The sequence below is a fragment of the Streptomyces sp. MB09-02B genome, assembly GCF_033794485.1.
Lineage (GTDB): Bacteria > Actinomycetota > Actinomycetes > Streptomycetales > Streptomycetaceae > Streptomyces.
Genome location: NZ_JARGEE010000063.1, coordinates 15,484 through 29,713 on the forward strand (window position 1 = coordinate 15,484; position 14,230 = coordinate 29,713).

The 14,230-nt window shown below is 69.7% G+C and carries 11 protein-coding genes; 8 read left to right on the forward strand and 3 right to left on the reverse strand.

Annotation, left to right across the window (positions count from 1 at the left end; all coding sequences use genetic code 11):
• Positions 1–86 precede the first annotated feature (86 nt).
• The 3 genes from gltX to P1P70_RS12235 all read right to left on the reverse strand — a co-directional run bounded on the left by gltX (position 87) and on the right by P1P70_RS12235 (position 2,728).
• Positions 87–1,562, reverse strand: a complete 1,476-nt coding sequence (gene gltX / locus P1P70_RS12225; RefSeq protein WP_319236841.1) for a glutamate--tRNA ligase — start codon at positions 1,560–1,562, stop codon at positions 87–89.
• On the reverse strand, positions 1,555–2,331 hold the full coding sequence (locus P1P70_RS12230; RefSeq protein ID WP_319236842.1) for a fumarylacetoacetate hydrolase family protein: 777 nt from the start codon (positions 2,329–2,331) through the stop codon (positions 1,555–1,557). The genes gltX and P1P70_RS12230 overlap by 8 nt, the downstream gene beginning before the upstream one ends.
• A gap of 217 nt (positions 2,332–2,548) precedes the next feature.
• Positions 2,549–2,728, reverse strand: coding sequence for a hypothetical protein (locus P1P70_RS12235; protein ID WP_033526886.1), 180 nt, complete (start codon positions 2,726–2,728; stop codon positions 2,549–2,551).
• Between the two features lie 602 nt (positions 2,729–3,330).
• Between P1P70_RS12235 and P1P70_RS12240 the strand changes: the two genes are divergently transcribed.
• The 8 genes from P1P70_RS12240 to P1P70_RS12275 all read left to right on the forward strand — a co-directional run bounded on the left by P1P70_RS12240 (position 3,331) and on the right by P1P70_RS12275 (position 13,940).
• Positions 3,331–7,164 carry a nitrate- and nitrite sensing domain-containing protein gene (locus P1P70_RS12240; RefSeq protein WP_319236843.1) on the forward strand — a complete coding sequence of 1,278 codons (3,834 nt, stop codon included), beginning with the start codon at positions 3,331–3,333 and terminating at the stop codon, positions 7,162–7,164.
• Between the two features lie 9 nt (positions 7,165–7,173).
• Complete coding sequence (locus P1P70_RS12245; protein ID WP_005479910.1) at positions 7,174–7,587, forward strand: roadblock/LC7 domain-containing protein; 414 nt, start codon at positions 7,174–7,176, stop codon at positions 7,585–7,587.
• 111 nt (positions 7,588–7,698) lie between these two features.
• Positions 7,699–8,097: a DUF742 domain-containing protein gene (locus P1P70_RS12250; RefSeq protein WP_009314205.1), complete on the forward strand. Its 399-nt coding sequence runs from the start codon at positions 7,699–7,701 to the stop codon at positions 8,095–8,097.
• Positions 8,078–8,653 carry a GTP-binding protein gene (locus P1P70_RS12255; protein WP_319236844.1) on the forward strand — a complete coding sequence of 192 codons (576 nt, stop codon included), beginning with the start codon at positions 8,078–8,080 and terminating at the stop codon, positions 8,651–8,653. The genes P1P70_RS12250 and P1P70_RS12255 overlap by 20 nt, the downstream gene beginning before the upstream one ends.
• A gap of 399 nt (positions 8,654–9,052) precedes the next feature.
• Positions 9,053–12,286, forward strand: a complete 3,234-nt coding sequence (locus P1P70_RS12260; RefSeq protein ID WP_319236845.1) for a nitrate- and nitrite sensing domain-containing protein — start codon at positions 9,053–9,055, stop codon at positions 12,284–12,286.
• Between the two features lie 10 nt (positions 12,287–12,296).
• A complete protein-coding gene (locus P1P70_RS12265) occupies positions 12,297–12,710 on the forward strand; it encodes a roadblock/LC7 domain-containing protein (RefSeq protein WP_004983065.1) in 414 nt (137 codons plus the stop codon).
• A gap of 98 nt (positions 12,711–12,808) precedes the next feature.
• On the forward strand, positions 12,809–13,378 hold the full coding sequence (locus tag P1P70_RS12270) for a DUF742 domain-containing protein (RefSeq protein ID WP_319236846.1): 570 nt from the start codon (positions 12,809–12,811) through the stop codon (positions 13,376–13,378).
• A complete protein-coding gene (locus P1P70_RS12275) occupies positions 13,359–13,940 on the forward strand; it encodes a GTP-binding protein (RefSeq protein ID WP_013000463.1) in 582 nt (193 codons plus the stop codon). Before P1P70_RS12270 ends, P1P70_RS12275 begins: the two co-directional genes overlap by 20 nt.
• Positions 13,941–14,230: the final 290 nt, after the last annotated feature.

Sequence of the window (14,230 nt, forward strand, 5' to 3'; positions counted from 1 at the left end):
CGTAACCCGAGGTCGCTCCCCGTGTCCGGGGGACGCGTGAGGGGCGGCACCCGGAACCCCGGGTGCCGCCCCTCACGCACCGTGCGTCACGCCGCAAGCTTCGCCAGCGCCGCGTCGATCCGCGCCAGCGTCTTCTCCTTGCCCAGGATCTCCAGGGACTCGAAGAGGGGCAGGCCGACCGTGCGGCCGGTGACGGCGACGCGGACGGGGGCCTGGGCCTTGCCGAGCTTGAGGCCGTGGGCCTCACCGGCGGCCAGGACGGCCTCCTTCAGGGACTCCGCGGAGGTCCAGTCGGCGGACTCCAGCTTCTCGCGGGCCGTGCGGAGCAGGGCGTCGGAGCCCTCCTTCATGGCCTTGGCCCAGCTGGCCTCGTCCTCGACCGGCTCCGGCAGGAACAGGAAGTCCACGTTCTCCGTGATCTCCGAGAGGACCTTGAGGCGGGTCTGCGCGTGCGGGGCGATCGCCTCCCACTTGGCCTCGTCGAAGTCCTCCGGCGCCCAGGGGGCGAAGGGGGCCCTCAGCCACGGGGCGCAGCGCTCGGTGAACTCCTTCACATCCAGCAGACGGATGTGGTCGGCGTTGATCGCCTCGGCCTTCTTCAGGTCGAAGCGGGCCGGGTTGGGGTTCACGTCGGCGACGTCGAAGGCGGCGACCATCTCCTCGATCGTGAAGATGTCCTGGTCGGCGGAGAGCGACCAGCCGAGGAGGGAGAGGTAGTTGAGCAGACCCTCGGGGAGGAAGCCGCGCTCGCGGTAGAGGTTGAGCGACGACTGCGGGTCACGCTTCGACAGCTTCTTGTTGCCCTCGCCCATCACGTACGGCAGGTGCCCGAAGGACGGGACCTCCTTGGCGATGCCCAGTTCGATCAGCGCCTTGTAGAGGGCGATCTGCCGGGGCGTGGAGGAGAGCAGGTCCTCGCCGCGCAGGACGTGGGTGATCTCCATCAGGGCGTCGTCGACGGGGTTGACGAGCGTGTAGAGCGGGGCGCCGTTCGCGCGGACGATGCCGTAGTCCGGCACGTTCTCCGGGGTGAAGGTCAGTTCGCCGCGGACCAGGTCCGTGAAGGTGATCGTCTCGTCGGGCATCCGGAAGCGGACGATCGGCTCGCGGCCCTCGGCCTCGTACTGTGCCTTCTGCTCCGGCGTGACCTCGCGGCACTTGCCGTCGTAGCCGGAGGGCTTCCCGGCGGCGCGGGCGGCGTCGCGGCGCTCCTCCAGCTCGGAGGCGGTGCAGTAGCAGGAGTAGGCGTGGCCGGCGTCCTTGAGCTTCTCGGCCACCTCCTTGTAGGTCTCCATGCGCTGCGACTGGCGGTACGGCGCGTGCGGGCCGCCGATCTCGGGGCCCTCGTCCCAGGTGAAGCCCAGCCACCGCAGCGAGTCCAGGAGCTGCTCGTAGGACTCCTCGGAGTCGCGGGCCGCGTCGGTGTCCTCGATGCGGAAGACGAACGTGCCGCCGGTGTGGCGGGCGAACGCCCAGTTGAACAGGGCCGTGCGGACCAGGCCCACATGGGGGTTGCCGGTCGGGGACGGACAGAAACGTACGCGGACGGAGCCGTTAGCCACGCTTGATCACCTTGTTGGTGAGAGTGCCGATGCCTTCGATGGTGACGGCGACCTCGTCGCCGACGTTGAGGGGGCCGACCCCTGCCGGGGTGCCCGTGAGGATCACGTCGCCCGGGAGCAGCGTCATGGCCTCGGTGATGTTGACGATCAGGTCCTCGATGGAGTTGATCATCTCGCTCGTACGGCCGAGCTGGCGCTGCCCGCCGTTGACGGTGAGCTGGATGGTCAGGTCGCCCGGGTCGAGGTCGGTCTCCACCCAGGGGCCCAGCGGGCAGGAGGTGTCGAAGCCCTTGGCCCGGGCCCACTGCTTCTCGCGCTTCTGGACGTCACGGGCGGTGATGTCGTTGGCGCAGGTGTAGCCGAAGATCACGTCCTTGACGCGTTCGCGCGGGACCTCGCGGCACATCCGGCCGATGACGACGGCCAGCTCGGCCTCGTGGTGGAGGTCCTCGGAGAAGGACGGGTACTGGATCTCGTCGCCGGGGCCGATCACCGAGGTGGCGGGCTTGAAGAAGGCGAACGGGGCGTCGGGGACCTCGTTGCCCAGCTCGCGGGCGTGCTCGGCGTAGTTGCGGCCGAAGGCCACGACCTTGTTGGGGAGCACCGGCGGCAGCAGCCTGACCTTGTTGACCGGGACCTTCGTACCGGAGAGCGCGAAGTCCGCGAACGGGATGCCCTTGATGATGTCGAGGACGAGCTCGTCCGGCTTGTCGCCCTCGACCGCGCCGAAGGCTACGTTCCCGTCGATGGAGAACCTGGCGATGCGCACGGGATGCCTGCGCCCCCTTGACTGAGCTGGCTGGAGTCTGACGGTCCAGGCTAACGCGGGGTGGGGTGGCCATCTCGCGCATTGACTCGGTGGGTACGTGGAAGGGCGCCCGGCTGGTGCCGGGCGCCCTTCCACCGAGCCCTCACAGAGATCCGCCGATTCTTCACCGGAACCGACTTGAGTGATCGGCGGATTCCGCGCGTACTTGACCGTGCAACTACTCCGCCGCCTGGCCCGGGACAGTCATCAGAACCGTCCGGCGGGGGTTGGCGGTCACAGAGGGGAGGTCGACGGAGTGCTCCTGCTCCGGCGTGCGCAGGTCCTCGGCGTCTTCGAGGTGGGCCAGGGTCGTGCGCCGGGGGTTGGCTATCGTGCGGAACATCGTCGTCGTCTTCACTGTTGTCCTGAACCTCGTCGTGAACGGGCGCCGGGCGGGCCGCAAGGGCCGTCCCACAAGCGCGGGTTGTCGGATTCGCCATCCCTGTAAAGCGTCAGGCTAAACATCCGATTCCCGGGTCAAGTCGTGAAGAAGGCATGATCGGCGTGTGAGTTTGCTCACTCAGTCGTGGGTAAAACGGGCAATCCCGGCCATCAACGCGCCCCCTCGAAACGGACATTAGGCATCTGAAGCCCGCATTCCGCTCCTGATCATGGCGACTGGGACACCCTGTTCACGCCCGTGGATCGCACGGGTATGTCCGTAATGAATGGAAACGCCTTCCACGCCCGGTGACGTGGTCCTCACATGCTGTCACAGTGAACAGACCGTTACCCATTGGCCTTGTTGGAGATCCGGCACTGTGCTGGAATTCCACGGACCGCCGCCGGATCGTGCCGGCGCGCAGGGGCGCAAGAACAGCGCCTGGCGGCGGTGGAAGGGGGAGCCAGCGCCGGTCACTCACGACCACCATTGGGGACGTATTCAGGGCGCCCCCGAAGACGCCGACACCGTCCCGCCGTTCACGCGGTGGGGCGCCTGGTCCAGAGGTTGCGACGCTAGTGCAGGGACGTTTCAAGAGGGATGGCAGCGCTTCGGCGGAGCCGGAGCCACACAACGGAACCGGTAACGGTTCCTCCCCCCAGCACGCCCAGAACCCGGGTCCGGCGGAGATCGGCGACGGCGGGGAGCGCTCCGGGCGCCCCGGCGCGTCAGTTGCTCCCGTACCACCCGGGAAACCCAAGGGCGGCACCAAGGCGGGAACCGGCAACGGCTCCCGAATAGCCCTGCGCAACTGGCGCATCTCGACCCGTCTCGTGTCGCTGCTCGCGCTCCCCGTGGTGGCGGCGACCTCGCTCGGTGCCCTGCGCATCGGCGACAACGTGGACGACATCCAGCAGCTCGACAACATGCGGCTGCTGACCGACATGACGAAGCAGGCGACCGAGCTGGCCGCCGCGCTCCAGCAGGAGCGCGACCTGTCGGCCGGTCCCCTCGCACACGGTCTGGACGCCACCGACTTCACCGTCAAGGGCTCCCGGGAGAAGACGGACCAGGCCCGCATCCAGTTCACGGACGCGACCCAGGCTGCCGAGACCGCGAACACCACCGCGAAGATGCCCGGCGTCCGCGACAGCCTCGTCCGGGTGGTGCGCGAGCTCTACAACCTCAGCAGCATCCGCAAGAACGCCTACGTGGACCCCAAGAACTCCACGCAGACGGTCGAGGCCTACCACCGCCTGATCGCCCAGCTGCTGGAACTGTCCACGGACATGGCCGAGGCCACCAGCAACCCGGACATGATCAAGCGGACCCGTGCCCTGGCGGCCTTCTCCTCCGCCAAGGAGTACGCCTCCATCCAGCGCGCGGTCATCGCGGCGGCGCTGCCCGCCACCGACGACAAGGCCGGCAAGCTCTACGAGAACGACCGGCTCTACGCGAACTCGGCGCTGTCGAACGAGGAGTCGGACCGCAGCACCTTCTCCGACATCTACGGGTCCGGTGCCGAGGAGCTGACCAAGCCGATCGACGACGCGAGCCCCACCATCGAGGCCTCCGACGTCTACGCGGACCGGGTGCTCGCCAGCGCCGGCGGTCTGGGCGGCCAGGACAACCGCTCGTACAAGGACTGGACCGACGACTCCTCGGCCAAGATCGAGCAGATGAAGAAGATCGAGGGCTCGCTCCTCGAGCAGATGGAGCAGACCGCTCGTAACCTGCGTGCCGACGCCGAGCAAGAGGCGATCATCTCCGGTGCGCTGATCCTGCTCGTCCTCGGTGTCTCGCTCGTGGGCGCCTTCGTCGTGGCCCGGTCCATGATCCGCTCGCTGCGCCGTCTGCAGGACACCGCGACCAGGGTCGCCCAGGACCGGCTGCCCGAGCTGGTCAAGCAGCTCTCGGAGTCGGACCCGCAGGACGTCGACACCTCCGTCGAGTCGGTCGGTGTGCACTCCCGGGACGAGATCGGCCAGGTGGCCGCGGCCTTCGACGACGTGCACCGCGAGGCCGTCCGCCTCGCCGCCGAGCAGGCCCTGCTGCGGGGCAACGTCAACGCGATGTTCACCAACCTCTCGCGCCGCTCCCAGGGCCTCATCCAGCGTCAGCTGTCGCTCATCTCCGAACTGGAGTCCCGCGAGGCCGACCCGGACCAGCTGTCCTCCCTCTTCAAGCTCGACCACCTCGCCACCCGCATGCGCCGTAACGGTGAGAACCTCCTCGTCCTCGCCGGTGAGGAGCCCGGCCGCCGCTGGACCCGCCCGGTCCCGCTGGTCGACGTGCTCCGCGCCGCCGCGTCCGAGGTGGAGCAGTACGAGCGCATCGAGCTGGCCTCCGTGCCGACGACCGAGGTCGCCGGCCGCGTGGTCAACGACCTCGTGCACCTCCTCGCCGAGCTGCTGGAGAACGCCACCTCGTTCTCCTCGCCGCAGACCAAGGTCAAGGTCACCGGTCACGCGCTGCCCGACGGCCGCGTGCTGATCGAGATCCACGACACCGGTATCGGCCTCTCCCCCGAGGACCTCGCCGCGATCAACGAGCGGCTCGCCTCGCCGCCCACCGTGGACGTGTCGGTCTCCCGCCGCATGGGTCTGTTCGTGGTCGGTCGTCTGTCGCAGCGCCACGGCATCCGTATCCAGCTGCGTCCGTCCGACTCGGGCGGTACGACCGCGCTCGTCATGCTTCCCGTGGACGTGGCGCAGGGCAACAAGAAGCCCACCCCGGGCAAGCCCGGTCAGGGTGCCCCCTCCTCCGGTGGCCCCGCCGCCGCGCAGGCCGCGGCCGGTGCCGCCGCCGCGCGTCGTCAGGCGGGCAACCAGTCGGGTCCGCCGCTCGGCGGCCCGTCCGCCGGTGGCGGGCTCCTGGGCGGAGCCCCGCAGCGTGGGCAGGTCGGCGCGGGCCAGGGTCCGCGGGCCGCGCTGCCCGGCAACCCCAGTGGTCCGGGCGGTTTCGGCAACCCCGGCGGCCCGCGTGGGCCGCAGGGTGGTCCGCCGGTGCCCCCGCAGGGCGGCCGGCCGGCTCCGGCGGGTGCCGGTGCCGGTGGGTTCGGCGGCGGTCAGGCGCCGGGTGCCCCGCAGGGACTGCAGGCGGCCGGCACCGGTGGTCCGGGCGGGTTCGAGAGCTTCGACGACTCCGGGCGCCAGAGCGGCTTCCCGACCGGCTCGGGCCTGCGCCCGGCCGGCGGCCCCGGTGACACGGGTGCGGGACGGCCGGGCGGGGCCGACAACGGCCCCGGCGCCGTGCCGCCGAAGCAGGGCAAGGAACGTTCCGGCAGGCGCCGCCCGCAGCTGCCCGGCCGCGGTGGTCCGCGCGCCGAGCTGCCCGGCGGCAACGCCCCGGCGCGGCCGAGCTGGAGCGACGACAACGCGCAGCCGCCGGTGCCGCGCGCCCCGCTGGACGCCCCGCGCGGCCACGAGGAGCAGCCGGACGTCACCGCGCCGATGCCGCGCGTGGACCCCAACCAGGGGCCGGCCTCGTCCCACGACTTCCCGCGTTCGCCGCAGGACGACTTCGACAGCCGGCGCCCCGGTGCGGGCACACCGCAGAACGGCACCGGGTCCTACGTCCGCTCCGACGTCTTCGGCGGGGCCGGTGCTCCGCCGACGCCCACCGGTCCGTCCCGCGGCGCCCCGCAGGACCCGTCCTCCACCGGCCAGTTCGCCACGCCGGGCTACGACGGCTCCGGCACGGGCCAGTTCCCGGCTCCGGGCCGGCAGAACCCGCAGGGCGCCGGCCAGTTCGGTGGACCGGGCCGGCAGAACCCGCAGGACACCGGTCAGTTCGAGCGGCCGCAGGTCAACGGTGAGAGCTACGGCGCGCCCCGCCCGCCGGTGCCGCCGCAGCGCCCCCCGGTGCCCCCGCAGCGTCCCGCGCGTCCGCAGGAGCCGGAGGCGCTGCCCCCGGCGACGGGCCCGATGGACGGCCGTACACCGCTCTACGACACGCTGGAGACCAACTGGTTCCACGGTCAGGGCGGCCAGACGGGTCAGAACGATCTGAACGGTCAGCAGCAGGGCAACGGTTCCGCGCCGCAGCAGCACACCGCTCCGGCTCCCCGGACTCCGGCCGCTCCCCAGCGGCCGGCCGCTCCCGCCGCGTCCGCTTCCTCCTCCTGGCGCAGCACTCCCAACGACGACCTGGTCCGCCAGGCCGAACGCGCCCGTCAGCCTTCGGCGGGCGGGGTCACCACCTCCGGCCTGCCGCGCCGGGTCCCGCGCGCCAACCTCGTGCCGGGCACGGCTCAGCAGCAACAGCACCAAACCGGTCCGCAGGTCTCGCGTTCGCCTGACGACGTACGCGGCCGGCTGACCAATCTCCGTCGGGGCATCGCGCAGGGTCGACAGGCCGGCAACGGCCAGACCGGCAGCTTCCCGAGCCCCACTCACCAGCAGGAGCGTTAGTTGAGCCAGATGAGCCAGGCGGCACAGAACCTCAACTGGTTGATCACCAACTTCGTGGACAACACCCCCGGGGTGTCCCACACCGTCGTCGTGTCCGCCGACGGTCTTCTTCTGGCGATGTCGGAAGGTTTTCCGCGCGACCGTGCCGACCAGCTCGCGGCCGTCGCCTCCGGACTCACCTCGCTCACGGCCGGGGCGTCCCGGATCTTCGAGGGCGGGGACGTGGCCCAGACGGTGGTCGAGATGGAACGCGGATTCCTCTTCCTCATGTCCGTCTCCGACGGATCGTCCCTGGCCGTCCTCGCCCACCCCGAGTGCGACATCGGCCTGGTCGGTTACGAGATGGCGCTGCTCGTCGACCGCGCGGGCGCCGTGCTCACGCCCGACCTGCGCGCAGAACTCCAAGGCAGTCTGCTCCACTGACGCCTGCGGCTCCACAGAACTCACCACCTCACCGTCCGGCCGACGCAGTCCCCCCACCGGCCCCCGTCAGACGGCACGACTGACCGACTTGCTGTCCCGCTCGGAGGATCAATGACCCCGCCCACCGCTCCTCACGATCCGTACGCAGAGCCGTACGGAGACGAGGGCGACCAGCCGCTGGTACGGCCGTACGCCATGACCGGTGGCCGGACGCGGCCGCGTTACCAGCTCGCCCTCGAGGCGCTGATCAGCACGACGGCAGACCCCGCGCACCTGATGGGGCTGCTCCCCGAGCACCAGCGGATCTGCCACCTGTGCCACGAGGTGAAGTCGGTGGCCGAGGTGTCGGCCCTGCTGTCCATGCCGCTCGGTGTGGCACGGATCCTGGTCGCGGACCTCGCCGAGGCCGGCCTCGTCGCGATCCATCAGCCCGGTGGCGACGAGAACGCCGGTGGCGCTCCGGACGTGACTCTGCTGGAAAGGGTGCTCAGTGGACTTCGGAAGCTCTGAATCGGGACGGGCCACCACCTCCGCGAAGATCGTGGTGGCGGGCGGTTTCGGCGTGGGCAAGACCACGTTCGTCGGGGCCGTCTCGGAGATCAACCCGCTGCGTACCGAGGCCGTGATGACGTCCGCGTCCGCGGGCATCGACGACCTCACCCACACCGGGGACAAGACGACCACCACGGTCGCCATGGACTTCGGCCGCATCACCCTCGACCAGGACCTGATCCTGTACCTCTTCGGTACGCCGGGGCAGGATCGTTTCTGGTTCATGTGGGACGACCTGGTCCGCGGTGCCATCGGTGCCGTGGTGCTGGTCGACACCCGTCGTCTCGCCGACTGCTTCCCGGCCGTCGACTACTTCGAGAACAGCGGACTCCCCTTCGTCATCGCGCTCAACGGCTTCGACGGACACCAGCCGTACACGCCCGACGAGGTCCGGGAGGCGCTCCAGATCGGGCCCGACACCCCGATCCTCACGACGGACGCCCGCCACCGCGCGGACGCCAAGTCGGCCCTGATCACCCTGGTCGAGCACGCGCTCATGGCACGGCTGCGCTAGGGAACAGGCGCCGAAGCACCCCGACTGGTCCCAAAAACAGGACCCAAGTCCACAACGTCATACGGCAGTTGTCGTAGTTACACCGGAGCCGGCTGTGTCCTTTGACACGGTCGGCCTCGGTGTTCATAACGTTTCGACAGAGAAATAGGGTGGTACGACCACGCGTCGCGGTCGATCGGTGCCGCTGCGCTCACAATGGCCCCGCTTTTTGCCGGGGCTCGCTCTTTATGACCGTTTTATCTGGGACTTACATCACGCGGAATCGTTGCCTCCCAGTGTTTGGAAGTCCTCAGCGCGACGTGCTGGAATGCCTGAACTGCCCATTAGTCAAAGACGTACTAGGGCGTGGAGTCACCCGCGGCACGACGTAGGTGCCGGCGCCGAGAGGTTGTTGGTCGAGTGAGGCGAAGCAAGAAAGGTCCCGAGCCGTCGGCGCGGGGCAACTTCACCCCGCCGCCGCGCGGAGCGGCACCCGCACAAGTGACCGGACCTGAGCCGACGGCAGCTCCCGCGCCCAGCGGTAGTCGTCTCTCCCCCCGCAACTGGCGTGTACCCACTCGCCTGAACGCGATCCTCCTCATACCCGTGCTGGTCGGCCTGATCATGGGCGGCTTCCAGGTGAAGGGCTCGATCGACACCTGGCAGGAGGCGAAGGACGCCGAGAAGGTCGCCAAGATCGTGGCCGCCGCCGGTGTCTACGCGGAGGCCCTCCTCAACGAGCGTGACCTCTCCGCCCAGCCGCTGCTGGACGGCGACCGCGACAGCGAGGTCGTCAAGGACGCCCGCGCCTTCACCGACGAGAAGGCCGACGCCTTCCACGCCGAGGTCGTGGGGATGCCGGCCGGGCAGGGCCTGGAGCGCCGGCTGCGCCTGGTGGAGGAGGCCGAACCGGCGCTGGAGAAGTTGCGGCAGACCGCCTTCACCCGGGCCGCCGACCCGGTCCAGACCGAAGAGGGTTACGTCACCGTCGAGCACCTCCTGGCGGAGTTCTCCAACGAGCTCGGACTCGGTACCGGCAACATCACCGCATACGGCCGTACGGTCTACGCGGTCACACTCGCCAAGGGCGCCGCCTCTCTGCAGCGCTCGATCGGCACCCACCTGCTGGTCCGGCCCAGCGAGGACCAGCGGATCTTCCGTCAGCAGGTCACCGCGTTCACCTCGTACGCCTACCTGGAGAACATCGCCGTCCAGGAGTACATCTCCGGTGGCACCGAGGCCGACGCAGCGCGGCTCGAGTCGGTCATGGCGCAGAAGACCGAAGAGGGCAAGAAGCAGGCGGCCGAGGCCGCCGCGAAGGACCCGGACTACGTCCCGCCGCCGGACACCATGCTGAAGATGATCCAGGCGATCGGCAGCGGTATCCCCCCTGAGGACCTCGCCAAGCAGGGCGTCACCTACCAGAACTGGATGGCGGCCTCCACGCTGAAGTTCGAGGGCTACAGCGAGGTCGAGACCGAGCTGATCAACCGTGCGGTGTCCGAGGCCGGCCAGATCGCCTCCGACGCCCAGCGCGACGCCTACGTCAACGGCGCCATCGTCATCGTCGCCCTGCTCGCCGCGTTCATCATCGCCGGGATCATGGCCCGCCAGATGAGCCGCTCGATGCGTCAGCTGCGCAACGCCGCCTTCGGCATCGCCGAGCAGCGTCTGCCGATGCTGGTCGACCAGCTCTCGCGCACCGACCCCGGCCGGGTCGACACCCGGGTGGCACCGATCCCGATCACCTCCACGGACGAGATCGGCGAGGTCGCCCGCGCCTTCGACCAGGTCCACCGTGAGGCCGTCCGGCTCGCCGCCGAGCAGGCCCTGCTGCGGGGCAACATCAACGCGATCTTCACCAATCTCTCGCGCCGCAACCAGTCGCTGATCGAGGGCCAGCTGACCCTGATCACCGACCTGGAGAACAACGAGGCCGACCCGGACCAGCTGGAGAACCTCTTCAAGCTGGACCACCTGGCCACCCGTATGCGCCGCAACGGCGAGAACCTCCTGGTCCTCGCCGGCGAGGAGCCCGGCCGCCGCTGGGACCAGCCGGTCCCGCTGATCGACGTGCTGCGCGCCGCCTCCTCCGAGGTGGAGCAGTACGAGCGCATCGAGCTCTCCGGCGTCCCGGAGGCCGAGATCCACGGCCGTGCCGTGACCGACCTCGTGCACCTGCTCGCCGAGCTCCTGGAGAACGCCACCACGTTCTCCTCCCCGCAGACCAAGGTCCGCGTCACCGCGACCCGTCTCCCCGACGGCCGCGTGATGATCGAGATCCACGACAAGGGCATCGGCCTCACCGCCGAGGACTTCGCGGACATCAACCACAAGCTGGCCAACCCGCCGACCGTGGACGCCGCGATCTCGCAGCGCATGGGTCTGTTCGTGGTCGGCCGGCTGTCCGACCGGCACGGCATCCGGGTCCAGCTCCGCCCCTCGGGCGAGCAGGCCGGTACGACCTCGCTGGTCATGCTGCCCGACGTCATCACCCACGGTGGCGGCGGCGAGCAGCACCAGCCGCAGGGCGACGAGTTCACGGTCTCGCAGATCATCCCGGAGCAGCACTCGTTCCAGCAGCCGGGCCTCGCCCCGATGCGGACCGCCGCCGAGCTGGGCTTCGACGACAGCCGGTACGAGGTTCCGGACGACATCCGCGACCTGGACCCCGTGGGCCGTTCCCTGATGCGCGAGGAGCGTCGGGCGGCCCTGGAGTCCCAGACGCACCACAACCCGCAGCTGCCCCCCGCCGAGGCGCCGCGCTACGGCGACGACTTCCAGTCGCCCGAGCCGTCCTACGACAACGGCGCGACCGCCTACGTGGACCCGCAGCGGTCGTACGACCAGCAGACGGCGTACGAGGAGCCGCAGCAACCGTCGTACGACGAGGCGTACTTCGGCCAGGGCAACGGCGTGGCGAACGGCAACGGGCACCTCCCGGGTGGGAACGACACGTTCACCGCTACCGGCGGTTACCCCGAGCCCGCCTATGCGGAGCCCGTCCAGGAGGACCGCGGGGCGGCCGGCGCGAACGCCCCGGAGACGTACCCGGGCTTCGAAGAGCCGTCCTATCAGGACGACTGGCCGCAGCAGCAGGACTACCAGAGCTCGTACCGCTCCGAGTACGCTCCGGAACCGGAATCCACGCAGGCCGCTGACGTGAAGGAGCCGGAGCGCGTAGGCTTCGACCGTCCGGGATCCATCCCCTCCGCCGGCCACGCGCTGACCGACGCCGGCCTCCCCCGTCGCGGCTCCACCGCGAACGCGGGCGGCTCGAGCGCGGGCGCCGTGAACGGACGGCAGGAGGTGGCCCAGGACCAGCCGACGGCCGGGGGACCGAACGGCGACTGGCGCTCGGCCAACGACGAGCGCTGGCAGCAGGCCTCCCAGCTGAAGAAGCCCAAGGCAGGCGGGGTCACCTCCTCCGGTCTGCCGCGGCGGGTGCCCAAGGCCAACCTGGTCGAGGGAGCCGCCACGCCGACCCCGCAGGGAGGTCCACAGATCTCCCGCGCTCCCGAGGACGTCCGGGGCAGGCTGAGCAACCTGCGCCGCGGTGTCCAGCGTGGGCGCAACGCAGGCAGTGAAACGAACGGCCAGGCCACTAGAAATCAGCACAGTGGTCCTGACAGCACCTACAACCAGGAGCGTTAGTGTGAGCCCGATGAGCCAGGCGGCACAGAACCTGAACTGGTTGATCACCAATTTCGTGGACAACACCCCCGGGGTGTCGCACACGGTGGTGGTCTCCGCCGACGGACTCCTTCTGGCGATGTCCGAAGGGTTTCCCCGCGACCGTGCCGACCAGCTGGCGGCCGTCGCGTCGGGTCTGACCTCTCTGACCGCGGGTGCCTCCCGCATTTTCGAAGGTGGCAGCGTCAATCAGACGGTTGTGGAGATGGAGCGGGGATTCCTGTTCATCATGTCCATTTCCGACGGTTCCTCGCTCGCGGTACTCGCACATCCGGAAGCCGACATCGGTCTCATCGGGTACGAGATGGCCCTTCTGGTGGACCGTGCGGGAACGGTCCTGACGCCCGATCTTCGTGCGGAGCTCCAGGGCAGCCTGCTCAACTAACAGTCAGACCGTGCGTTTTGGCGTCCCGGGGCCGTAAGGTTTCGGGACGCGGCTTCCAATGAGCCATGGATGCCAGCACAGTCGGAGGAGGAGAGAACGTGGCAACACCCCCAGGCGGTTCATCGTCGGGCAACTGGTCCTACCCTGGCCAGGGGCCGGGCCAGGGTGACCAGAACCGGTACAACTTCCCCTCCGCACCGAGCCGCCAGCAGCCGTACGCACCGCAGGGCCCCGGCCCCTCGCCGTACGACCAGCCGCCGGCGCCGCGCATCCAGCCCGTGCAGCCGCAGCGCCGCACCCCGGAGCCGTCGCCCGCCGGGGCAGCACACAACCCCCTGGTGCGCCCGTACGCCATGACGGGCGGCCGCACCAGGCCGCGTTACCAGCTCGCCATCGAGGCGCTGGTGCACACCACCGCGCAGCCGCACCAGATGCAGGGCCAGTTGCCCGAGCATCAGCGGATCTGCAACCTCTGCCGAGAGATCAAGTCGGTCGCCGAGATCTCGGCGCTCCTGACCATCCCCCTCGGTGTGGCCAGGATCCTCGTCGCCGACTTGGCGGAGGCGGGCCTGGTCGCCATCCATCAGCCCGGCGGCGACGAGAGCGCCGGCGGCCAGCCAGACGTGACACTGCTCGAAAGGGTGCTCAGTGGACTTCGCAAGCTCTAGCGGCGGTCCTTCCCGCTCCACCACCTCGGCGAAGATCGTGGTGGCGGGTGGCTTCGGCGTGGGCAAGACCACGTTCGTCGGGGCCGTCTCGGAGATCAACCCGCTGCGTACCGAGGCCGTGATGACGTCCGCGTCCGCGGGCATCGACGACCTCACCCACACCGGGGACAAGACGACCACCACGGTCGCCATGGACTTCGGCCGCATCACCCTCGACCAGGACCTGATCCTGTACCTGTTCGGCACCCCCGGTCAGGACCGCTTCTGGTTCATGTGGGACGACCTGGTGCGGGGTGCGATCGGCGCGATCGTGCTGGTCGACACCCGTCGTCTCGCCGACTGCTTCCCGGCCGTCGACTACTTCGAGAACAGCGGACTCCCCTTCGTCATCGCCCTGAACGGCTTCGACGGACAGCAGCCGTACAACCCGGACGAGGTCCGGGAGGCGCTGCAGATCGGCCCCGACACGCCGATCATCACGACGGACGCGCGGCACCGGTCGGACGCGAAGTCGGCGCTGATCACACTGGTGGAGCATGCGCTGATGGCCCGCCTGCGGTAGGCCTGCGGCGCTCAGCCGAGTACGAAAGGGGACCCCCTTCTCTTGCGAGAGGGGGTCCCCTTCGTCGTACGTCGGCTGCGGGCCGGTGGGGCTTCTCGCGCAGTCCCCCGCGCCCCTGAAAAGCAGGCGCTGCGCCCCGTACTTTTCAGCCCCGCAGCCGACGACGCACGCAAAGGGCCCCCTCCCTGAAGCTTCAGTTCTAGTGGTCGTTGCAACACCCCAGTTCAGGGGTGGCAATGGACTTCGAGATTCGTGGGGACCGGACGGCTCAGGGGCCTGTGAAGCTGAGC